At 67.6% G+C, this 20,834-nt stretch carries 19 protein-coding genes and 3 pseudogenes; 12 read left to right on the top strand and 10 right to left on the bottom strand.

Annotated elements, in window-relative coordinates; all coding sequences use genetic code 11:
- The first annotated feature begins 43 nt into the window (after window positions 1-43).
- The 7 genes and pseudogenes from ACYCUK_RS06325 (at window position 44) to ACYCUK_RS06295 (ending at window position 7,707) form a co-directional block, all read left to right on the top strand.
- Window positions 44-334 carry a phosphopantetheine-binding protein gene (locus tag ACYCUK_RS06325; RefSeq protein WP_112485604.1) on the top strand — a complete coding sequence of 97 codons (291 nt, stop codon included), beginning with the start codon at window positions 44-46 and terminating at the stop codon, window positions 332-334.
- Window positions 331-1,050, top strand: a complete 720-nt coding sequence (locus tag ACYCUK_RS06320) for a COG4648 family protein (RefSeq protein WP_461593965.1) — start codon at window positions 331-333, stop codon at window positions 1,048-1,050. The genes ACYCUK_RS06325 and ACYCUK_RS06320 overlap by 4 nt, the downstream gene beginning before the upstream one ends.
- Before the next feature lie 23 nt (window positions 1,051-1,073).
- Window positions 1,074-2,799, top strand: a pseudogene (locus ACYCUK_RS06315) (AMP-binding protein).
- A 131-nt stretch (window positions 2,800-2,930) separates the two neighbouring features.
- Window positions 2,931-3,797 carry an LpxL/LpxP family acyltransferase gene (locus tag ACYCUK_RS06310; protein WP_461594014.1) on the top strand — a complete coding sequence of 289 codons (867 nt, stop codon included), beginning with the start codon at window positions 2,931-2,933 and terminating at the stop codon, window positions 3,795-3,797.
- A gap of 25 nt (window positions 3,798-3,822) precedes the next feature.
- Window positions 3,823-4,440: a LolA-related protein gene (locus ACYCUK_RS06305; RefSeq protein ID WP_461593964.1), complete on the top strand. Its 618-nt coding sequence runs from the start codon at window positions 3,823-3,825 to the stop codon at window positions 4,438-4,440.
- Entirely contained in the window at window positions 4,437-6,815 is a 2,379-nt protein-coding gene (locus ACYCUK_RS06300; RefSeq protein ID WP_461593963.1) for an MMPL family transporter, read from the top strand. The genes ACYCUK_RS06305 and ACYCUK_RS06300 overlap by 4 nt, the downstream gene beginning before the upstream one ends.
- A gap of 10 nt (window positions 6,816-6,825) precedes the next feature.
- The gene (locus ACYCUK_RS06295) at window positions 6,826-7,707 is read left to right on the top strand and encodes a polysaccharide deacetylase family protein (protein WP_461593962.1); all 882 of its coding nucleotides are present in this window, start codon (window positions 6,826-6,828) and stop codon (window positions 7,705-7,707) included.
- Window positions 7,708-7,773: 66 nt separating this feature from the next.
- Here ACYCUK_RS06295 and maeA read toward each other — a convergent pair.
- From maeA to ACYCUK_RS06270, 5 genes and pseudogenes are all read right to left on the bottom strand, one after another.
- Window positions 7,774-9,020: pseudogene (gene maeA, locus ACYCUK_RS06290) on the bottom strand (oxaloacetate-decarboxylating malate dehydrogenase).
- Complete coding sequence (gene fumC / locus ACYCUK_RS06285; protein WP_461594013.1) at window positions 9,017-10,426, bottom strand: class II fumarate hydratase; 1,410 nt, start codon at window positions 10,424-10,426, stop codon at window positions 9,017-9,019. Before fumC ends, maeA begins: the two are co-directional and overlap by 4 nt.
- A gap of 97 nt (window positions 10,427-10,523) precedes the next feature.
- The gene (locus ACYCUK_RS06280; protein WP_461593961.1) at window positions 10,524-11,222 is read right to left on the bottom strand and encodes a YoaK family protein; all 699 of its coding nucleotides are present in this window, start codon (window positions 11,220-11,222) and stop codon (window positions 10,524-10,526) included.
- A gap of 79 nt (window positions 11,223-11,301) precedes the next feature.
- Window positions 11,302-11,844 carry a beta-1,3-glucanase family protein gene (locus ACYCUK_RS06275; RefSeq protein ID WP_461593960.1) on the bottom strand — a complete coding sequence of 181 codons (543 nt, stop codon included), beginning with the start codon at window positions 11,842-11,844 and terminating at the stop codon, window positions 11,302-11,304.
- 151 nt (window positions 11,845-11,995) lie between these two features.
- A pseudogene (locus tag ACYCUK_RS06270) lies at window positions 11,996-12,487 on the bottom strand (beta-1,3-glucanase family protein); the annotation flags it as partial.
- 382 nt (window positions 12,488-12,869) lie between these two features.
- Between ACYCUK_RS06270 and ACYCUK_RS06265 the strand changes: the two are divergent.
- Genes ACYCUK_RS06265 through ACYCUK_RS06245 form a run of 5 tightly spaced genes read left to right on the top strand, consistent with a single transcriptional unit; the run spans window position 12,870 to window position 17,604 of the window.
- On the top strand, window positions 12,870-14,144 hold the full coding sequence (locus ACYCUK_RS06265; RefSeq protein WP_461593959.1) for a beta-ketoacyl-[acyl-carrier-protein] synthase family protein: 1,275 nt from the start codon (window positions 12,870-12,872) through the stop codon (window positions 14,142-14,144).
- Entirely contained in the window at window positions 14,141-14,995 is an 855-nt protein-coding gene (locus ACYCUK_RS06260) for a beta-ketoacyl synthase chain length factor (protein ID WP_461593958.1), read from the top strand. The genes ACYCUK_RS06265 and ACYCUK_RS06260 overlap by 4 nt, the downstream gene beginning before the upstream one ends.
- Window positions 14,989-15,525 carry a 3-hydroxylacyl-ACP dehydratase gene (locus ACYCUK_RS06255; protein ID WP_461593957.1) on the top strand — a complete coding sequence of 179 codons (537 nt, stop codon included), beginning with the start codon at window positions 14,989-14,991 and terminating at the stop codon, window positions 15,523-15,525. The genes ACYCUK_RS06260 and ACYCUK_RS06255 overlap by 7 nt, the downstream gene beginning before the upstream one ends.
- The gene (gene fabG / locus ACYCUK_RS06250; RefSeq protein WP_461593956.1) at window positions 15,522-16,268 is read left to right on the top strand and encodes a 3-oxoacyl-ACP reductase FabG; all 747 of its coding nucleotides are present in this window, start codon (window positions 15,522-15,524) and stop codon (window positions 16,266-16,268) included. Before ACYCUK_RS06255 ends, fabG begins: the two co-directional genes overlap by 4 nt.
- Window positions 16,269-16,290: 22 nt before the next feature.
- A complete protein-coding gene (locus ACYCUK_RS06245) occupies window positions 16,291-17,604 on the top strand; it encodes a cation:proton antiporter (protein ID WP_461593955.1) in 1,314 nt (437 codons plus the stop codon).
- A gap of 75 nt (window positions 17,605-17,679) precedes the next feature.
- On the opposite strand, the gene ACYCUK_RS06240 is transcribed toward ACYCUK_RS06245, so the two are convergent.
- From ACYCUK_RS06240 to ACYCUK_RS06220, 5 genes are all read right to left on the bottom strand, one after another.
- The gene (locus ACYCUK_RS06240) at window positions 17,680-17,850 is read right to left on the bottom strand and encodes a hypothetical protein (protein ID WP_461594012.1); all 171 of its coding nucleotides are present in this window, start codon (window positions 17,848-17,850) and stop codon (window positions 17,680-17,682) included.
- Window positions 17,851-18,043: 193 nt separating this feature from the next.
- Window positions 18,044-18,850 carry a glycosyltransferase family 2 protein gene (locus tag ACYCUK_RS06235; RefSeq protein ID WP_461593954.1) on the bottom strand — a complete coding sequence of 269 codons (807 nt, stop codon included), beginning with the start codon at window positions 18,848-18,850 and terminating at the stop codon, window positions 18,044-18,046.
- On the bottom strand, window positions 18,825-19,679 hold the full coding sequence (locus tag ACYCUK_RS06230) for a lysophospholipid acyltransferase family protein (protein WP_461593953.1): 855 nt from the start codon (window positions 19,677-19,679) through the stop codon (window positions 18,825-18,827). Before ACYCUK_RS06230 ends, ACYCUK_RS06235 begins: the two co-directional genes overlap by 26 nt.
- Window positions 19,672-20,523 carry a MipA/OmpV family protein gene (locus ACYCUK_RS06225; RefSeq protein WP_461593952.1) on the bottom strand — a complete coding sequence of 284 codons (852 nt, stop codon included), beginning with the start codon at window positions 20,521-20,523 and terminating at the stop codon, window positions 19,672-19,674. Before ACYCUK_RS06225 ends, ACYCUK_RS06230 begins: the two co-directional genes overlap by 8 nt.
- Window positions 20,517-20,834, bottom strand: a 318-nt coding sequence (locus ACYCUK_RS06220; RefSeq protein WP_461593951.1) for a RidA family protein, incomplete at its 5' end; no start/stop codon positions are given. The genes ACYCUK_RS06220 and ACYCUK_RS06225, both read right to left, overlap by 7 nt.

Raw genomic sequence — 20,834 nt, 5'->3', positions numbered from 1 at the left:
GACGCCTTGATTTGCTTTGTTTTTTGAGCCTTTTGGCAGCCCCATGTCCGATTCTCTGACCGTCCAATCCCCTGCCGATCCCGCTTTCATCCTGGACATCGCGCAGCTCGTCGTCGCCTCGCTCAATCTCGAGACCGCAGCCGCCGACATCGACCCGGACGCACCGCTCTATGGGGATGGCCTGGGCCTGGATTCGATCGACATCCTGGAAATTGCCCTCGTCGTCTCCAAGCAATACGGGGTGCAATTGCGCGCCGATGACGCCGACAACCACCGTATCTTCAGCTCCTTGCGCCACTTGGCCAACCATGTGGCCGCACTGAGAAACCCGTGATCGCAACACGCTCCGGCTTCCTGCGCGGGGCCGTCGCCGCCGCGCTGTGCGTGGCCTATCCGCTGCTGGCCTATCTCGGGGCACGCGCGCCCCAACCCAACATCCCGGCGGCCATCGTCGCTTTTGCGCCACTTCTGGCCCTGCTGGGCTGGTTGGTCTGGCAGTCCGCGCACCGCTTCGCCGTGTTGCTGCTGGCTGTGCCGAGCGCCTGGCTGCTGTGGAACCAGCGCACAGTCATGCTGCAGCATTACGACTGGGCCTACCTGCTGCAGCATGCAGGGACTCTGGGCTTGTTGGCTTTCATGTTCGGGCGCACGCTGCGGCCCGGCTCCACCCCCTTGGTCAGCCGCTTTGCCCAGATTGCCCATGGCAGCATTTCAGCGCGGGTTGCGCGCTACACCCGCGGCGTGACCTGGACCTGGACGCTTTTTTTCGCTGCCATGACGCTGAGCTCGCTCGTCCTGTTCGTCGCCACGCCGCTGCCGACATGGGCCCTGTTCGCCAATCTGTTGTCTCCCTTGCTGGTGCTGGCGCTGTTCGTTGCCGAATATCTGGTGCGGCTGCGCGCCCTGCCTGCGCACGAACGCACCGGGCCGATCGAAGCGATACGGGCTTATGCGCGCTACAGCGTGGAGACGGCCACCCGGCGCGATGCGGCACGCGCGCAGGCCGCCGCGGCCGAGCCCTTCGCCACACCATCCGCCGAGCGGCGCTGAGACCGGCACAGCCGGGCTTCGACATGATGCAACTGCCGCTGGTTTCGACACCCGACCTCGACGCCGTGTTCGCCTGGCGCGAAGGCAAACCCATTCTCGCGCGCGATTTCCTGCACGACGTGCGGCAGGTGGCCGCCGCCATGCCGCGCAGCCAGCATGTGCTCAACACCTGCCGCGACCGCTACTGTTTTGGTGTGGGCTTTGCCGCCGCGTTGGTGAGCGGCAGGGTCAGCCTGCTGCCGTCCACGCGCACGCCAGACACCGCGGCGCAACTGCGCGCCTTCGCCCCAGATGTGTTCTGCCTGAGCGACGCGCCTTGCGACTTCGACCTGCCGTACATGCCCTACCCCGAGCCCTGCAGTGCCCCCACGCCCGGGGAAGCGCTTGCCATGCCGACGATCGCTGCCGATCGGGTGGTTGCCCATGTGTTCACCTCCGGCTCCACCGGCACCCCCATCCCCCACCGCAAGACCTGGGGCGCCCTGGCCAGCAGCATCCCGGCCAGCGCGGCCAGGCTCGGACTGCGCACAGGCGCGCGCCACACCCTGGTGGGCACCGTGCCGCCGCAGCATATGTACGGGTTCGAGTCCACCTTGCTGCTCGCGCTGCAGGGCGGCGTGGCGCTGGGCGCGGCGCACCCGTTCTACCCGGCCGACATCGCCGCGGCACTGGCCCGCGTGCCCGCGCCGCGCCTGCTCGTCACCACCCCGGTGCATCTGCGCGCCCTGCTCGCGGCGGACGTGAGCCTGCCGCCCGTGGCCGCCGTGCTCAGCGCCACCGCGCCCTTGGCGCTGGAGCTGGCGCACGAGGTCGAGACCCGCCTGGGCGCGCCGCTGCTGGAAATTTACGGTTCGACCGAGACCGGCCAGATCGCCACCCGGCGCACGGCGCAGAGCGACATCTGGGAACTGTTCCCGGGGGTGACCCTGCACACCGATGCCGCCGGCGTCACCATGGCCAGTGGCGGCCACGTGCTCGATCCCATCGCACTCAACGACGTCATCGAACTGCTCGACGCGCAGCATTTTCGTCTGCTCGGGCGCAGCGCCGACATGGTCAACATCGCCGGCAGGCGCAGCTCGCTGGCCTACCTCAACCACCAGCTCGGCACCATCCCCGGCGTGCACGACGGCGCGTTCTTCATGCCGGCCGGAAACGGCTCCGACGTCGCCCGGCTGATGGCCTTCGTCGTCGCTCCGGGCCTGCGCCGCGAAGACCTGCTCGCCGCCCTGCGCCAACGCGTCGACCCGGCATTTCTGCCGCGCCCGCTGGTGGTGGTGGATGCGCTGCCGCGCAATGCCACCGGCAAGCTGCCGCGCGCGGAGCTGGCCGCATTGGCGGCGTCCTTGCCTCCATCCAAGCTTCGCGAGGCCGTGACGGATGCGCGCTGAACCGTCCGCGCCAGACCCGGCCCAGCGTTTGGCCGGCGTCGAACTGCCTGGCTATGCGCCCGGGCATCCCGCCTTCGCCGGTCATTTTCCCGGCCGCCCCATCGTGCCCGGAGTGCTGCTGCTCGACGCAGCGCTTCACCATCTCGGCGCTGCGCAGGACTTCAGCGCGGGACCGTGCCACATCGGCACGGTGAAGTTCCTGAGCGTGGTGCAAGCCGGCGAAAGTCTGCTGCTGCAGCACGCGGCGACGCCGGACGGTGGCACGCGCTTCGAGCTGCTTGCCGGCACGCGCAAGGTGGCCAGCGGCAGCTTGCAAGGCACACGCGCCGGCGCCGCGAAAGCTCCCGCTGAACCATGAACACCCGGCCGTCCCACCTCGATGCGCAGCAGGCCCGGCAAGCCGCAGGCTTGCCGCCCGCGCGGCCAGTCGCGCCGCGTGCCGCCTGGGCAAACAATGGCGAGCGCAGCAACCAGTTCACCCTGCGCCTCATGACCTGGATTTCGCTGCGCCTGGGGCGGCGCATCGGGCGCCTCGTGCTGCTCGGCATCGCCGCTTATTTCGTGCTGTTCGCGCCCAGCGCGCGGCGCGCTTCACGCCAATATCTCAAGCGCGTGCTGGGGCGTGACGCGAACTGGGCGGACGGCTTCCGCCACGTGCACTGCTTCGCCTCCACCATCCACGACCGGATCTATCTGCTCAACGATCGCTCCGATCTGTTCGACATCCGGGTGCATGGCATCGAGCATGTCGACGCCGTGCTTGCCCAGGGTCATGGCGCCTTTCTGATGGGCGCGCATTTCGGCAGCTTCGAGGTGTTGCGCGCGCTGGCGCGGCAGCAGGGTGGCATTCCCGTTTCGCTGCTGATGTATGCCGACAACGCGCGCAAGATCAACGCCGCCTTGCACGCCATCAACCCCGCCGCCGCGCACGACATCATTCCACTCGGCCAGGTGGGCTCGATGCTGCACCTGCACGAGCGGCTGGACGCCGGCGCCGTGGTCGGCATCCTCGCCGACCGTTCGCTGCACGACGACACCACCGCCACGCTGCCTTTCCTCGGCGAGCCCGCGCCTTGGCCGCGCGGGCCGCTGCGCATCGCCGCACTGCTGCGCCGGCCGGTGATTTTCATGGCCGGCGTCTATCACGGCGGCAACCGTTACGACGTGCATTTCCTCCCCCTGGCGGACTTCTCCGCCTGCACCCGCGGCGAGCGGGCCGCTGCCATCGACGCGGCGCTGGCGCGCTATGTTGCGCAACTGCAGGCGCACTGCCACGCCGCCCCCTACAACTGGTTCAATTTCTACGACTTCTGGCAAGGTCCGGCCGCCGAGGCCGCCGGCCCCAAGGAACTGTGAACGCCCGCCGCTTGCCGCAACGCCCATGCATCGCACCCACGTGACTCCCGCCAGTATCCCCGACCGCCGCCGCCTGCTCCTGGCCATGGTGCTGTTTGCGGCCCCGTGGCTGGCGCTGCCGAGCCATGCGGCTGAATGGAACCTCGACGCGCTGATGCAGGCGCTGGCGCAACACAAATCGGGCCGCGCCAGCTTCGTCGAAACCAAGACCATGGCCATGCTCGACGCGCCCATCGAGTCGTCGGGCGAGCTGCGTTTCGCCGCACCCGATTTCCTGGAAATGCGCACCCTCAAACCCAAGCCGCAGACCATCATCCTCCTGGCCAACCAGCTCACCGTGGAACTCGGTGGCCGCAGCCACCAGCTCAGCCTGGACGATCACCCGGACATCGCCGTGCTGGTGGACAGCATCCGCGCCACGCTCAACGGCGACCGCAAGGTGCTGCAGCGCGACTACGTCGTCAGCCTGAGCGGCGACGCCGCGCAATGGACCTTGAACCTCGTGCCGGTGGACGCCCGGGCACGGGAGCGAGTGCGCGCCATTCGCATCGACGGGCGCCAGGGCCAGGTGCGCAGCATCGCCGTGCAACAGACCGACGGCGACCACTCCCTGATGACCATCCGCGAGCGGACCGACCCGTGACCCGCCGCGCCCTGCCCGCGCTGCTGCTGTGGCTGGCCGCGCTCGCAGCCAGCGTCGTGGCCATCACCCACAGCCGCTTCACAGCCGACATGTCGGCCTTCCTGCCGCGCGCGCCCGACGCCCAGCAACAGGTGCTGGTCGACCAGTTGCGCGACGGCATGATTTCGCGCCTCATCCTGGTCGGCATCGACGGCGCCCATGCGTCCACCCGCGCTGCGCTGTCCAAGGCCCTGGCGCAGCGCCTGCGCAGCCATCACGCCTTCGCCTCGGTGAACAACGGCGAGCCGGTCGACGCGCAACGTGACTACAAGCTGTTGTTGAAATACCGCTACGTGCTCAGCCCCAACACCACGCCGCAGGCCTTCAGCGCTGCCGGGCTGCACCAGGCCATGCAAAACAGCATCGACCAGCTCGCCTCGCCCATGGGCGCCGGCCTCAAAAAGCTGCTGCCCGCAGACCCCACCGGCGCCACCTTGCAACTGCTCGGCAGCCTGTCCTCCGGCGCCCAGCCACACATGGTGGACGGCGTCTGGGCTGCGCCCAAGGACGCGCGCGCGCTGCTGCTGCTGCTGACCAGCGCCCCCGGGACCGATACCGATGCGCAGCAGGCCGCCATCGCCAGCGTGCGCAGCGCCTTTGCCGACGCGCAACGCAGCCTCGGGCCGAGCGCGGCGCAAGCCAGCCTGGTGCTGAGCGGCCCGGGGGTGTTCGCGGTGCAATCGCGCGCCACCATCAAGGGCGCGGCCGAGCGCGTCTCGCTCATCGGCAGCCTGCTCATCATCACCATGCTGCTGCTGGTGTACCGTTCGCTGCCGGTGCTGCTGCTGGGTTTGCTGCCGGTGCTGTCCGGTGTGCTCGTGGCCATCGCCGCGGTCGGTCTGGGCTTTGGCGTGGTGCAGGGCATCACGCTGGGTTTCGGCACCACACTGATGGGCGAGGCGGTGGACTATTCCATCTACCTGTTCGTGCAGTCCAGCGAGGCCGGCGGCGGCAGCGCCTGGGTGCAGCGCTTCTGGCCCACCATCCGCCTGGGCATGCTGACCTCGGTGGTCGGCTTCGCCACCTTGCTGCTGTCGGACTTCCCCGGCCTGGCTCAGCTCGGCGCCTATTCCATCGCCGGTCTGGTGACGGCGTCCCTGGTCACCCGCTTCGTCCTGCCGCATCTGCTGCCGCGTGGGTTTGCGGTGCGTGATTTGAGCGCCATCGGCCAGCGCCTGTTGCACGCCGTGGCGAGGCTGCGGCGCTTGCGCTGGGTGCTGGCCGTGCTGGTGGTCATCGCGTGCTCCGTGCTGCTGCTGCAGCGCCAGCATCTGTGGAACACGCGGCTCTCGGCACTCAGTCCCTTGAGCCCGGCGTCGCTGGCGCTGGACGCGCAGTTGCGCCGCCAGATCGGCGCCCCCGACTCCGCCGATCTGGTGGTGGTGAGCGGCGACAGCGCCGACGCCGCGCTGGCCGCTGCCGAGCGCATCGCCCCGCGCCTGCAGGCGCTGCAGGCGCAGGGCGCCATTGCCGGCTTCGACACCCCGGCGCGTTTCCTTCCCAGCCTGGCGACGCAGCGCGCGCGCCAGGCGGCCCTGCCCCCGGGCCCTGAGCTGCAACGGCGCGTGGATGCTGCGGTGCAAGGCCTGCCGGTCAAGCCCGCCCTGTTCGCGCCCTTTGTGCGCGACGTGGAAGCCGCACGCCATGCCGCGCCGCTGACCCGCAGCGACCTCGCCCACACCTCCTTCGCGTTGGCCCTGAACGGCATGCTGCTGCGAGCCGCGAATGGCCACTGGTCCGCGCTGCTGCCGCTGCGCGCGCCAAGCTCGGGTTCGATCAACGGTGCGCGCGTCGCCGCCGCACTGGCGGGCACACACGCCAGCTACATCAACCTCGGCGACGTCAGCACCGGGCTGTACGACAGCTATCTGCGGGCCGCCGCGTGGTTGTCGCTCGCCGGGCTGGCCGCCATCGCCTTGCTGCTGCTCGTCGCCCTGCGTTCGCCGCTGCGGGTCGCGCGCGTGCTGGCGCCGCTGCTGGCGGCGGTGGTCGTGGTGGCTGCGGGCCTGTTGCTGGCGGGCATTCAACTCACCTTGCTCCACCTCGTCGGCATGATGCTCATCGTCGCGGTCGGCTCGAACTACGCGCTGTTTTTCGACCGTGGCCATGCCGAAGGCGGCGGCATCGCGCCGCGCACCCTGGCCTCGCTGCTGTTCGCCAATCTCACCACCGTGGCCGGCTTCGGCCCGCTGCTCTTCTCGGGCGTGCCCGTGTTGGAAGCGCTGGGCGCCACGGTCGGCCCCGGGGCCTTGCTCGCGCTGCTGTTCTCGGCCATGTTGTCCGCGCCCCCGGCAACGAGCAGCGAGGCCGTGCATACGGCCATGCCGGCGGCATAATCGAACGCTCATGCCCGACACGCTCACCGGCATCTCAACGCCCCCGCCATCCATCTGGCGACCCACGCCGCTGGTGCTGTTCGCGCTCGCGGTGCACGCCGCAGCCCTGGTCGGCGTCATCGTGCGGCCAGCGTTGTGGCCGTGGGCGTTGGGGGCCGTGATCCTCAGTCATGGGCTCATCACCGCCGCGAGCCTGTGGCCGCGCGGCCAGTGGCTCGGCCCCAACCTGATCCGCCTGCCGGAGGCTGCCATCGCGCGCGGCGAAGTCGCACTGACCATCGACGATGGCCCCGATCCGGACGTGACCCCGGCAGTGCTCGATCTGCTCGATGCCCACGGCGTGCAGGCCACGTTTTTCTGCATCGGCAGCCGCGCCCTCGCCCACCCGGAGTTGTGCCGCGACATCGTGCGGCGCGGCCATGCGGTGGAAAACCACAGCGCGCAGCATCGCCACAGCTTCTCGCTGCTCGGGCCGCGTGGTTATGCGCGCGAGTTGCAGGCCGGACAAGCCGCGCTCAGCGCAGTGACCGGGCGCGTGCCGCAGTTTTTCCGCGCCCCGGCCGGCTTTCGCAACCCGTTTCTGTGGCCCGTGCTGGCGCGGTTGAATTTGCGTCTGGCGAGTTGGACGCGGCGCGGGTTCGACACCCATGAGGGCGATCCGGCCATCGTCACCCGGCGGCTGCTGCGCAATCTGCGCGCCGGCGACATCCTGCTGCTGCACGATGGTCACGCCGCGCGCGCCGCCAGCGGCCAGCCGGTCATTCTCGACGTGCTGCCGCCGCTGTTGGCCGCCTTGCGCCAAGCGGGCTTGCGCGCGGTGACGCTGCACGCGGCCTGCGCCACGACCTCGTCCCCCCTGTCCCCGCTCGCTTCCGCCCCGGCTCAGCCATGAGCCGTGATGCCAGCGCGGGAACTCGCTGATCCGCCACGAATTCCGCCCCCAGCGCAGACGCCACGTCTACCCGTACTGTGACGCGTAGACATGCCCCCGGATGAAGGCCACCAGGTCGGCGGGGCGATCCACGCGCGCCAGGCCTGCGTCAAAAACCAGCTTTGCCACGCGCGCCGCCGTCTGGATCTCGACCTCCAGGATGTTCGACTGCGGCGGGAACAGCATCCCGAGTTTCAACTGCTCGGCGGACACCTGATCCGCGACGGCATGGACCGCCTCGATGAACATCTCGTCGGTCACGCGCTTCGCATGCGTGGCGTAGATGGCCATCCCGACCGCGGGGAAGATATACAGGTTGTTCGCCTGGGAGGGAAGGAAGGTTTGTCCCGCCCTATGCACCGGCGGGAATTGCACACCGCTGGCGTAAACCACCTCTCGGACCAGACGTAGGCGTCCTCGGGTAGACATTCATGCTTTTGCGTCGGGTTGGACAGGGCGAAGATGATGGGGCGCGCATTGTGGCGCGACATCGCCTGCACCACGTCCTTGGAAAACAACTTGCCGACGGTGCTGACGCCGATGAGGGCCGTCGGCTTGAAGTCGTCGATCGCGGCGACGATCTCCGGGTATTCGGTCGCCAAATCCAGGTGATCGAACGGTTTGCTGGCGGCCAATGGGAGCGCGTAGGGCAACATGTGCGCGGGAAGGTTGGGGCGACCCGCAACCACCAGGCCCTGGGTATCGAAAAGACGGATTTGCCGCCGGGCCACCTCAGGCGCGACGCCCTGTTGCCCCAGCGCGGAGACGATCAGGTCGGCAAGGCCGATGGCGGCGGACCCGGCGCCCAGAAAGAGGATGCGCTGCCCCTTGAGTTGGCCGCCGGTGATCTTGAGCGCGTTGATCAGCCCCGCAAGCGTGACACCGGCGGTGCCCTGAATGTCGTCGTTGTAGCAGGAGACTTTGTTGCGGTAGCGGACCAGCAGGGCAATGGCGTCGACACCCGTCCAGTCCTCGAAATGGAGGCAGCAGTTCGGAAAAACCTCTTGAACGGCGTCGACGAATTCATCCACGAATGCGTAGAGTTCGTCGGTCGGCGGGCGCTTTTGCCGCAGGCCGACGTAGAGGCGGTCGGCAAGATAGGTCGCATTGTTCGTGCCGGCATCCAGGTACATGGGCAGCAGCCCTTGCGGCGGCACCCCCGCGGCTGCCGTGTAGAGCTGCAGCTTGCCCCGATCGGGATGCCCATGCCGTTGGCACCCAGGTCGTCCAGTCCGAGGATGCGGCCCGAAAAGCCCGAGAGGCCAAAGCGTCATGACTCTGCGGCTGCGACGTAGGGCCTGACCATCTTGGCCGGGTCGACGATGCGGTCGAATTCGGCCTCGGTCACATAGCCCAGTTGGAGTGCGGCCGCCTTCAGCGTCAGGTCGTGGTCCTCCGCGTAATGGGCGATCTTGGACGCCTTGTCGTAACCGATCACCGGCGCGAGCGCCGTCACCAACATCAGTGAGCGCTCCACGTACTCGGCGATCTTTTTCCGGTTGGGCTGCGTTCCCTCGACGAGGAACTTGCGGAAGTTCGTGCAGCCATCGCTCAGGATCGTGATCGAGTGCATGATGTTGAAGATGATCAGCGGCTTGTAGACATTCATCTCCAGATAGCCGCTGGCGCCGCCGAAGCCGACCGCGACGTCGTTGGCCATCACCTGCACCGCGAGCATCGTCAGGGCCTCGGCCTGGGTCGGGTTGACCTTGCCCGGCATGATCGACGAACCGGGTTCGTTTTCAGGGATCATCAGCTCGGCAAAGCCGGCGCGCGGGCCACACGACATCAGCCGAATGTCGTTGCCGATCTTGTAGAGCGAGGCGGCCAGCGTGCGCATCGTGCCCGAGAACTGCACGAGCGCGTCGTGCGCGCCCTGCACGGTGAACTTGTTGGGCGCGCTGACAAACGGCAGCCCGGTCAGCCGTGCGATTTCCGCCGCCGCACTTTCCGCAAACCCCGGGGCCGAATTGATGCCCGTACCCACGGCCGTGCCGCCCAGCGCGAGTTGAAAGACGCCCCCCAGCGCCGCCTCGAGCCGGCCGATGTTGTCGGCGAGCATGCCCGCGTAGCCCGACCATTCCTGGCCCAGAGTCAGGGGCGTGGCGTCCTGCATGTGGGTGCGCCCGATCTTGACGATGTCCTTCCAGTCCTCCGCCTTCGCGGCAATGGCGTCGTGCAGCGCCTGCACCGCGGGAATCAGCCGCTGTGTCGCGTTGACGGCGGTGGCGATGTACATGGCGGACGGAAACGAGTCGTTGGACGACTGCGCCATGTTGACGTGGTCGTTGGGATGCACCGGCGCTTTGCTGCCCAGCGGTGTTCCGGCGAGCTGGCAGCAGCGGTTCGAGATCACCTCGTTCACGTTCATGTTGAACTGCGTGCCGCTGCCCGTCATCCAGACATGCAGCGGAAACATGTCGTGATGCTGCCCGGCAAGAATCTCGTCGCAGACCTGCACGATCAGCTTGTAGGCCGGCGCATCGAGTCGCCCACTCGCGTGGTTTGCGCTTGCGGCACCTTTCTTGAGCGTGGCGTAGGCCGCGATCATTTCCCGCGGAATCAGATCCGTGCCGATGCTGAAGTACTGCAGCGAGCGCTGGGTCTGCGCCCCCCAGAGCCGGTCCGCCGGCACCTCGACCACCCCCAAGCTGTCCGATTCCTGACGTACGTCTGACATGTTTTCTCCTGTGAATCGTTCTTTCGATGAATTCAATCAGAACCTGGGAAATGCCAGGCTACGGATCTGCCATGCCGAGCTTCCAAACCGGCATGCCTCACGCTTGCAGGCGTTCGGGCGGTCGTGAGGTCGTGCCCCCCTGTGCACAGGCCAGCAGGGCAAGGCCCGTGGGCAGCGCCAGTGCCAGAAGGCCGAAAGCCGCCTTGCACGCAGCCCCGAGGCCGCAGCCCAATGCGAACCCGAGAATCGCCGACCAGGTGCGCATCGCCCGAGCGCGCGCTGCCGCGCGATCGTCCGGCTTGCGCCCTAACAGCACTTCGCCCATGTCCAGCATGAAGCGGGTGAGGTTGGTCGTCATGACCGCCGTCGGTGGAGCCCCCTTCAGCGCGACTTGCACCAGTGCGTTTTGCACCGCCATCGCCGAGACTCCGAGCATCCCGGCAATGACGGCGATCGCTGCATTCGGATCGACGCCGGGGCCGGCTGCAAGGCAAAGAGCAAGAAAACCCGCAAGCAGCAGAAACTGCAGGACGAGCAAGGGGCGCAGCGAAGCCAGCCCCATGAATGCAAGACGGCCGACCAGCAGCCTCGTCAAGCCGGGCACCATCATGAACACCGGAACCGACAACATGGGCGCCACGGTCGCCCGGTCACCGCTCACGACATGCGCGGCCAGGATGACGAGGTTGCCCGTGACGTGCGCGGTGAACAGGCCGCCGAGACCGAGAAAACCGATGGTGTCGACGCTTCCGGCAATCACGCTGAGCAGGGCTGGCAAGTGCCTGGTGGCAGACAAGTCGCCCACCGTCGCGGCAGAACTCGGGGACGCCACTTGCTTACCTGACCGCAACCACCACTTGTTCGCCAACTCCGGCTCAACTGAAGAACTTGCCCAGCGTCACCGTCACCGACTGGGTTGCCGTCAGGCCGATCGATGGATTCTGGTTGCACACGTCGTCGTAGGGGAAGGCGTAGGCCAGGCTGTTGCTGCTGACCTGGTGGAAAAGCTGCGCCCATGGATTGGGCACTTGGCCGCTGTTGTAAAACGTTCCAGAGGCATTCTGACAGGTGGCATCGTCGAGTGAATTCGACATCGCCCCGCGGTTGAACGCGGCTGCGATCATCTTCTGCACGTTCTTCGCTGCTGGGATGCCGGTGGCTAGGGAATTGGCGCATTGCCAGACGTCGTAGGAAGGAATGCCTGGGTTGGCGCTGGTACCAACGCTGAATGCTACGGTTCCACTTGGCGTCGATCCGCTGTAGAAATTCAGCACACCACTTTGCACAAGGCCGGTATAGACCCCTGTGGACAGGTCGTTCGTCACCAATGGCGTGGTCTGCCAAGCGCTGTACCAGCCTTGCGTGGTGGCGTCGAAATAGCTGTTGAGGTTGCCGCTGTAGCCGTTCTGGCTGGTCATCGTTTTGGGCGACAGTGCGCGCAGGGCGGTGATGCCTGCGGGGATAGGCGGAAGGCGCAGTCACTGCAATGGATTGGTTGAAATCCGACCCCAGCGCGGCCACGGCACTCAGGATGGCCGGGCGCGAACTCTTGAACCGCCCTTGCAGCGTGCCGCCCGGCGTACCGTCGAGCAGCAGCGGAAAGCCGAACTGATCGACCTGCGTGGTGTTGTTGCCGTTGAAATTGCCGTTGCTGTCGTAGGAGAACTCGATCCAGTCGAACAGCGTGAGTTGTCCCGGATAACCCAAGGGGACGGGCGCCGTGTATTGCGTGCCGCTCAAAACCGTGAACGGCAGCCTCGGCACGCCCACCGAAATGTAGATGCGCCCACTGAATGCCGCCGTGCCCGTACCCAAGCCTGGCAGGGTGCTCTTGTTCAGGGTGGTCAGGTCGATCACGGTCTTGGTGGTGGGCGAAACGGGAATGCTGTAATCGGCCCAATTCAGCGGGTAGTTGGCCGCGAGCGTGGCGGCATCGTTCCCGAAAAACCCCGCAGAGCCCGAGAATGTGCCGGCAGCAATCGTGTTGTCGGCCGTGCTCATGAGATGCGGCACGCCATTGGCGTCAAGGCGATATTGCGTATTGCCGGCGCTCGTCTGCACTTCACCAACGATGTAGGCATACACCGGGGTGCTGCATGGGAGAAGGGTCTACGTGGCATCGATTGACAGTGGGACGAGCGCCGTGGAGCCGCTGCCACTGGAGCCGCCACCCCCGTAAATGGGAACCGAAGAACCACCGCCGCCACCTCCCCCGCCACAAGCGGCGAGAATGCTCGATGCCCCCACGCCCAAAAGAAGGGTCCGCCTGTTCAGTCCGCGTTTGCCCATTTGAGATACCCCCTGACTATTTTGTTACTTTTGGGTCGTGTTACACACCTTGTCTTACAGATCCTAACGTCCACACATGAAGCAACGCGAGAGCCCAAGCTCAAACAGTGGTAACAAGTTTTATCGATACGACAAACACTGCAACTGAGCCCTCATGCCGAGTCCCACCGCACTCCCACTGCCACTGTTGTGGCTCAGCCACAGCACCACCACGACCTGTCTCGGCGCTGGCCTCGACGCCCAGTTGCGAGCACTGCAATCCACGCGCAGCGGCCTGGCGCCTTGCGCCTTCGACATCGTCGATCTGCCGACCTGGATCGGCGAAGTCGCCGGGGTGGACGAGGTGAGCCTGCCCGAACCGCTGCTCGATTTCGATTGCCGCAACAACCGCCTGGCCGAACTCGCCTTGCAGCAGGACGGCTTCACCGACGCGGTGCAGGCGGCCATCGCGCGCCATGGCGCGCAGCGCGTCGGCGTGTTCCTCGGCACCAGCACCTCGGGCATTCTGCAAACCGAGCAGGCGTATCGCCTGCTCGATGCAAGTGGCGCGCTGCCGCCCACGTTCCACTATGAGCAAACCCACAACACCTTTTCGCTCGGCGCCTACGTACGCGCGCGCTTTGGCCTGCGCGGCCCGAGCAGCGTGGTGTCTTCGGCCTGCTCGTCCAGCGCCAAGGTGTTCGCCAGCGCGCAGCGCATGTTCGCCGCCGGGCTGATCGACTGCGCCCTGGTGGGCGGCGTGGACAGCCTGTGCCTGACCACGCTGTATGGCTTCAACTCGCTGGAACTGCTGTCGAGCACGGCCTGCCGCCCGTTCGACGCGGCGCGCAACGGCTTGTCCCTCGGCGAGGCCGGCGCCTTCGTGCTGCTGGAACGCGCACCGGCGGCGCCGGCGGCTGACGACGTGCTGCTGCTGGGCGTGGGCGAATCGAGCGATGCCTACCACATGTCCTCGCCGCATCCAGACGGCCTCGGCGCCCGCATCGCCATGCAGCAGGCGCTGGACCAGGCCGGGCTGCAAGCGGCCGACATCGACTACATCAACCTGCACGGCACCGCCACGCCGAGCAACGATGCCGCCGAGGGCCGCGCGGTCGGCGCCTTGTTCGGCGCCGGCGCGCCCTGCAGCTCCACCAAGGGCGCCACAGGCCACACCCTGGGCGCGGCCGGCGGGGTCGAGGCGGTGTTCTGCCTGCTTTCGCTGCGCCATGGCTTCATGCCGGCCGGCGTTGGCACCACGGCGCTCGACCCGGCGATCGCCGCTGTCGCGCCGCTCGATTACCTGCTCCCGGCAAGCACGCTGCATGCAAGCCGGCCTGCAGCGAACGCCGCCGCGCCGCGCCGCGTGCTGAGCAATTCTTTCGGCTTCGGCGGCACCAATTGCAGCCTGGTGCTGGCGCGGGGAGATGCCATGGGAGATGCGCGATGAGCAGCTTGATGTCCACCGCGCCACGCGCCGCGCCGCCTGTCGCCCAGGCACTCGACGCCCACATCGACGGCGTCGGTCTGCTCGGCCCGGGGCTGAGCGACTGGGCGCAGGCGCAGGCCGTGCTGCGTGGCGATGTGCCGTATGACGCGCAAAAAACCGTGCTGCCGGTGCCGCAAATCCTGCCCGCCGCCGAACGCCGCCGCGCCACGGCCGTCATCAAACTCACCCTCGCCAGCGGGCTGGAAGCAGTCGCCCACGCCGGCTTGAACCCGGCCGATCTGGCCACCGTGTTCACCTCGTCAAGCGGTGATGGCCGCAACTGTCACGAGATCTGCGCCGCGCTGGCCGGCAGCGACCGGCTGCTCTCGCCCACGCGCTTTCACAACTCGGTGCACAACGCCGCCTCGGGCTACTGGGGCATCGCCACCGGGGCGATGGCGCCGTCCGCCGTGCTGTGCGCCTTCGACGCCAGCTTCGCCGCCGGCCTGCTCGAAGCCTTGGTGCAAGTCGCGCTGCTGCGCCAGCCGATGCTGCTGCTGGCCTACGACACCGACTACCCCGAGCCGCTGCACCACGTGCGGCCGATTCCCGACAGCTTCGGCGTCGCCCTGGTGCTGGCGCCGCAAGCCGGCGCACGCTCGCTGGCGCGGCTGAGCCTCGACCCCACCGCACCCTTCACCGAACTGCCGGCGGACACCTTGAACGATGCCGCGCTCGAAGCGCTGCGCCTGGCGATTCCCGCCGCACGCGCGCTGCCGCTGCTGCGCGCACTGGCCCGGCGCGAAGCCGCCCGCATCGTGCTCGACGATCTGCCCGGCCAGCAACTCGCGCTGCAACTCACGCCATGCTGAAACCTGCGCGCCTGGGGCACGTCCCGCTCGATCATGCCTGGATCGCGGCACACATCCCGCATCAAGGCAGCATGTGCCTGCTGGATGCGGTGCTGCGCTGGGACGCACAACACATCGTGTGCAGCGCCACCAGCCACCGCGACGCCAACAACCCGCTGCGCCAGTTCGACCGCCTCGGCGCGGCTTGCGGCATCGAGTACGCGGCGCAGGCGATGGCGGTGCATGGCGCGCTCGTCGCTGAGCATGACCGCATGCCTGGCCCCGGCAACGCCCCTCATGAGGGCCAGCAAACCTTGGGGCGGCCCGGCGGTTTGCTGGTGAGCCTGCGCGCGGTGCAACTGCATGTGGCTCGGATCGATGACATCGCCGCTACGCTGGAGGTCTGCGTCGAGCGTCTGTCCGGCGACGCGCAGATGCTGCTCTACCAGTTTCGCGTGCTGGCCGCCGACCGCTTGCTGCTCGATGGCCGCGCCTCGGTGGTGCTGGACGCCGCCAGTCTTGCCACTTCATTCGCATCCGCACCGCCATGAACACCGCACCCAGCGCCACACCCGCACGCCGCGCCCTGGTCACCGGCGGCAGCGGCGAGATCGGCGTGGCCATCTGCCGGCGTCTGGCGGCGGACGGTTACGCCGTCGTCGTCCACGCCAACGCCGGCCTGGCGCGCGCCGAAGCACTGGCCGCCGAGTTGCGCGCACAAGGCCACGCGGCGCAAGCCGTGGCCTTCGATCTGACCGATGCCGATGCCACCGCCGCGGCGGTCGAGGCGCTGCTCGCCGACGGTCCGGTGCAGGTGCTGGTGAACAACGCCGGCGTGCACGACGACGCGGTGTTTCCCGGCATGAGCCTGGCGCAGTGGCAGCACGTCATCGACGTTTCGCTCAACGGTTTTTTCCACGTCACCCAGCCGCTGATGCTGCCGATGATCCGCACCCGCTGGGGGCGCGTCATCAACATCACCTCGGTCGCGGCCATCGCCGGCAATCGCGGTCAGGTGAATTACGCGGCAGCCAAGGGCGCGCTGCACGCGGCGACCAAATCGCTGGCGCTGGAAGTGGCCAGCCGCGGCATCACGGTGAATGCGGTGGCGCCCGGCATCATCGCCACCGCGATGAGCGAGGTGGCGTTCGACGCCGCGTCCATCGCCCAACTGGTGCCGATGAAGCGCGCCGGCACGCCGCAGGAAGTGGCCGATCTGGTGGGCTTTCTCGCCTCCGCCCAGGCCGGCTACATCAGCGGGCAGATCATTTCCATCAACGGCGGCATGATCTGATGCGGTCGCACCCATAGCCCCCATGTCTGCCACGCACGACCTGTCCGTCCACGCCACTGAAGCGTTGCTGTTTTTCGTCCTGCTGCAGCTTGCCATCATCGTGCTGGCCGGGCGCATCGGCGGTGAAGTGGCGGTGCGCCTGAAGCAGACCGCGGCGGTCGGCGAAATCATCGTCGGCATCCTGCTCGGGCCGTCCCTGCTGGGCTTGCTGGCGCCGTCGGTGTTTGGCTACGTGTTCCATTCCGCCTCCGGCACGCCACTGCAGATCCTGTCGCAGCTCGGGCTGATCCTGCTGATGTTCCAGATCGGGCTGGAGTTCGATTTCAACCACCTCGGCGACAAGCACAACCGCCGCGCCGTGCTGTGGGTGGCGGTGGCCAGCCTGGCGGCACCGTTCGCCCTCGGCCTGGGCTTCGGCTGGATCAGCGCGCCGGCGCTGTCGCCGCAGGCCCCGCATCTGGCCTCGGCGCTGTTCGTCGCCACGGCTTTTTCCATCACCGCGCTGCCGATTCTCGGCCGCATCCTGATGGACTTCGAACTCACGCGCACGCCGCTGGGCGTGATCGCCATCAGCGCGGCGGCGATCAACGACGTGATCGGCTGGCTGCTGCTGGCCCTGGTCACCACCCTCACCTTGAGCCATTTCGAGCCGCTCGCGTTCGCGCTGAAGGTGGCAATGGTGCTGGGCTTCATGCTGCTGTGGATGGTCGGGCTGCGGCCGCTGATGCGCCGCCTGATCCGCCATGTCCAGAACAGCGGACACGACCTGCCGCCAAACCTGCTGGGCATCATGCTGGCGATGGTGTTCATCTCCGCCATGGCAACCTATCAGCTCGGCATCTTCGCCATATTCGGCGGCTTCATCATGGGCGTGATCCTGCACGACGAGGCCCGCTTCGTGCGCGCCTGGAAAGCGCAGATCAATCCCTTCGTGCTGGTGTTCTTCCTGCCAATCTTCTTCACCTACACCGGCCTGCGCACCGACATCGGCGGCCTCTCCAGCGCCGCGCTGTGGGGCTGGTGCGCGCTGCTGGTGCTGCTGGCTACGGCGGGCAAGTTCGGCGGCGCGTATCTCGCCGCACGCGCGTGCGGCATGAACCACCCGCAAGCCGGCGTGATGGGCGCGCTGATGAACACCCGCGCCTTGATGGAACTCATCATCATCAACGTCGGCTACGACCTCGGCGCCATCTCACGCCCGATGTTCACCATGCTGGTGCTGATGGCGATTTTCAGCACCGTCATCACCGCCCCGCTGCTGTGGCACTGGCTGCCACGCGCAGGGCATGCGCTTGCGGCCGGGGCTGGCAGGCCGCTCGCAAGTCGGGAAGCCTGAGCGCCCCCTTCCGGCCAAGTCTTGCAGGCCCGCCCTGTCTGCACGCTCTCGGCAATGAGAATCAAGGCCGAAACTTCATCGGCGGATCAACCGCAGATCGGTCACGAACTCTTGTGGTTCGCCGATTTCGATCTTCGCGAAAGACGGGTACAGCGGGTTGAGCAGATCGTTGACTTCTGCGGGGATGACGGCACTTGGCACGGCCAGCACTGCACTCGACCGGCGTTGTGCCCAAGCGCTGCCGATGGCTTGGAGTTGTTCCCTGGCGCCGGGCCAGCGTGCGCTCGGGAATGCCCAAGGCCGACGCCAGTTCGGATTGCGTGACGTGCAGGGTTTTGGTCAGGGCATCCACGGCGGCCGAGGAAATGCCCTGGCGAATGATGGGCACCCAATCCAGCGCCGTGCGGGGCTTGGCATGGAGAACACCGTGAGGAGCCGTTCAACGCGCGCGCAAGCGTCTTGCAAGCAACAACGGCAGACGCAGCACGAAGCCGAGAAACAGACGGGTGTGCATCCAGGTGAGCAGGATGTTGTCGCGCAGGTAATTGAAGTGCGAGACGCCGCCCTCCGCGGCGCTCAGATAACGCACCGGCGCGGGCAGATTGACGGCCGGCACGCCGCGCCAGCTCAGGCGCACCACGGCTTCGGGGTCGAAGTCGAAACGGCGCATCCAAGGCTGTCGGCGCATCACCGCGCGCAGCGGCGCGATCGGATAGACGCGAAAGCCATAGAGCGAGTCGCCGATGCCGGCCCACAGGGTTTCCAGATTCGCCCAGGCGTTGGACACCTTGCGCCCCTGCACGCGCAGATTGGGCGCGCTGGCGTCGAACACCGGCACGCCGAGCACCATCGCCAGCGGCTGCTGCAGCGAGGTCGACATGAAGGCAGGAATGCGCTCGGCGGGATGCTGGCCGTCGGAGTCCATGGTGAGGGCGTGGGTGTAGCCGGCTGCAGCGGCGGCGTCGAGGCCGTGCAGCACGGCGGCACCTTTGCCGCGGTTCTCCGGCAGCAGCAGCACGCGCAATTGCGGGTCGGCGGCGGCCAGGGCCTGCAGGCCTGCGGCGGTGCCGTCGCTGCTGCCGTCCACCACCACCCACACCGGCGCCCACTGCGCGCGCGCGGCTTGGACTGTGGCGTAGACCGCGGGGCCGGGGTTGTAGCTGGGGATGAGGACGAGGTGGGTGGCGCTCGGCTGCGTAGCGCCCGGTGCCACAAGGGCATCAGACGTCGGTGCAGTCGTGGTCATCGGTCGGGGCAGCGCAATGGGGGGCGGTGGCGCCGCCTTGCGGCAGCAGGCGCGGCAGCATGGCATCGGCCAGTGCGTCCTGAAAATAGGCCTCGATCGCGACGGCGAACGCCTGCACGTCCTGCGGCGGATCGAAACGCTTGCCCAGCCGCACGCGGTAGGTGATGGGCAGCAGCGGGCGCTGCAACAAGGGCCAGCCCTTGGTGAGGAAAGGCGAATCGGTCTCGATGAACACGGTTTGCACCGGCACTTGCGCCTGCTTGGCGATGAGCCCGACGCTGCCGCGCACCGGGCCGATGGGCCGTGCCGTGCTGCGCGTGCCTTCGGGGAAGAGCAGCAGGTGATGGCCGGCGTGCAGATCGGCCACGGCGAGGTGGATCATGTTGCGCAGCGCGTCGTTGCGGATGTAGCGCGCCAGGCGCGCGCCGGCGCCGAGCGAGGGGTTGTCGAGGATGTCGGCCTTCATGATGCAGGCCAGGCCAGGCAGGCGGGAGATGACCAGCACGGCGTCGATCAGCGAGGGATGGTTGGGCGCGACGATCATCGGCGGCTGGCCGTGCAGGGCGTCCAGCGCGGACAAGTCGAAGCGGCAGGCGCCGATGGCCGAGAGCGTACGCAAGTACCAACGAAACGCCGTGTGAATCAACCAGCGGCCGAACGTCAGCCCGGTTCGGCGCGGCAGCAGGTAGTACAGCGGCACGGCCAGCAGCGACCACAGCAGACCCAACACGCCGAGCAGGCCCAGGCCGAAATACACCCGCAGCGCATCCCACACCTGACGTGGGCGGCCGGGAGCGTCGGGAGCACGGGAGATCACATCGTCATTCATGGCTGTCGACCATTTGGGATGATTGTCCCAGGATCCACGCGATTCCAATGCCCGCCGAGAGATTCTGGCTGCGGCGCGTCAATGGACTGTCGGCAAAAACGGCGCCGCTCAGATTGTCGTAGCGGGCGAACCCGCCCACCCAGAAGCCAGGGAAGCGCTTGCTCAAGGCCAGGGTGAACTGGCTGCCGGCGTAGCCGCCCGATGCCGCATAGGCCGGGCGGGTGGACGTGGCGTAGGCCGGGGCCACGCCGTAATACGTCTGGTTGTAGCTGCGGTCGGCGAACAGCGGGCCGGTCTGTGCGCCGAGGTTCCAGCCGTTCAGCCCGGCAACGTCGGCCATGTCGAGATTGAGCACCGGTGCGAGCAGCCAGCCCACCTGGCGCGGATGCCACGCCACGCTGATGACGGTGCGCAGCGGCACACGAAAGTCCAGGCGCATGCGCTGCGCCGCCGACTGCCAGAGATGCACATCGAGCGCGGGGCCGAACTGGATCGTGGGCTTGAGGTCAGGCATGCCGCTGCGGGCGTAGTCGTCGGTGCTGTTGACCGGCGGCGATGCGCTCAGGCTGAGGTAGGAATCGACGCGCTCGGTGTCGAACAAGCGTGCCTGAAAACCGTTGCGCCCGGCTTTGAAGATCTCGCCGCGATAGACGAAGTACGGGGTTGGCAAGATGTAGCTGCGCTGCTGGTCGGAGCCGGGATAGTCGGGAAAGCTGAGGACGCCAAAGCCGAGGCCGACCTCCCACAACGGCTTTTGCGCCGCTTGGGCGGCGGCTGGCCCGAGGCCAGCCAGCGGCGCCGCAGCGGACAAGGCAAGGGCAGCCAGGGTGCGGCGCTTCAGCATGCAAACTCCGGCGACGTGGGCAAGGCCACGGCTTCGATTTCAACCAGTAGATCGACACGGCATACGTCCGCCTGCAGATACAGCGCCCGCGCCTCGCCGCCCACCACCTGTTGCAGCTCGGCTTGAATCGCGGGTTGATCGGCGGCGTGGCGCACATACACCTTGTAGTGCAGGTCTTGCAACGTCAAGCCTTCGCCACCCTGGGTGGCGGCTTGCCGCAGCACGGCCTCGATGTTGCGCAGAATCTCGCGCGTCTGCTCCGCCACGTCGCCATGGTGGAGCGTCTGGTGGCCGACGATGCTGGCGGTGCC

The sequence above is a fragment of the Thiomonas sp. genome (genome assembly GCF_054608695.1).
The sequence above is the reverse complement of the archived record's forward strand: the minus strand, read 5'-3'. Positions and strand labels throughout refer to the sequence as shown.

What these genes read in the sequence shown, in the direction of transcription:
- fumC (WP_461594013.1), bottom strand. Translation starts at nt 10,426, where the DNA reads ATGTCAGACGTACGTCAGGAATCGGACAGCTTGGGGGTGGTCGAGGTG.
- ACYCUK_RS06225 (WP_461593952.1), bottom strand. Translation starts at nt 20,523, where the DNA reads ATGCTGAAGCGCCGCACCCTGGCTGCCCTTGCCTTGTCCGCTGCGGCG.
- ACYCUK_RS06245 (WP_461593955.1), top strand. Translation starts at nt 16,291, where the DNA reads ATGTCTGCCACGCACGACCTGTCCGTCCACGCCACTGAAGCGTTGCTG.
- ACYCUK_RS06255 (WP_461593957.1), top strand. Translation starts at nt 14,989, where the DNA reads ATGCTGAAACCTGCGCGCCTGGGGCACGTCCCGCTCGATCATGCCTGG.
- ACYCUK_RS06310 (WP_461594014.1), top strand. Translation starts at nt 2,931, where the DNA reads ATGACCTGGATTTCGCTGCGCCTGGGGCGGCGCATCGGGCGCCTCGTG.
- ACYCUK_RS06235 (WP_461593954.1), bottom strand. Translation starts at nt 18,850, where the DNA reads ATGACCACGACTGCACCGACGTCTGATGCCCTTGTGGCACCGGGCGCT.
- ACYCUK_RS06275 (WP_461593960.1), bottom strand. Translation starts at nt 11,844, where the DNA reads ATGACCAGCCAGAACGGCTACAGCGGCAACCTCAACAGCTATTTCGAC.
- fabG (WP_461593956.1), top strand. Translation starts at nt 15,522, where the DNA reads ATGAACACCGCACCCAGCGCCACACCCGCACGCCGCGCCCTGGTCACC.
- ACYCUK_RS06295 (WP_461593962.1), top strand. Translation starts at nt 6,826, where the DNA reads ATGCCCGACACGCTCACCGGCATCTCAACGCCCCCGCCATCCATCTGG.
- ACYCUK_RS06230 (WP_461593953.1), bottom strand. Translation starts at nt 19,679, where the DNA reads ATGAATGACGATGTGATCTCCCGTGCTCCCGACGCTCCCGGCCGCCCA.
- ACYCUK_RS06325 (WP_112485604.1), top strand. Translation starts at nt 44, where the DNA reads ATGTCCGATTCTCTGACCGTCCAATCCCCTGCCGATCCCGCTTTCATC.
- ACYCUK_RS06305 (WP_461593964.1), top strand. Translation starts at nt 3,823, where the DNA reads ATGCATCGCACCCACGTGACTCCCGCCAGTATCCCCGACCGCCGCCGC.
- ACYCUK_RS06260 (WP_461593958.1), top strand. Translation starts at nt 14,141, where the DNA reads ATGAGCAGCTTGATGTCCACCGCGCCACGCGCCGCGCCGCCTGTCGCC.
- ACYCUK_RS06265 (WP_461593959.1), top strand. Translation starts at nt 12,870, where the DNA reads ATGCCGAGTCCCACCGCACTCCCACTGCCACTGTTGTGGCTCAGCCAC.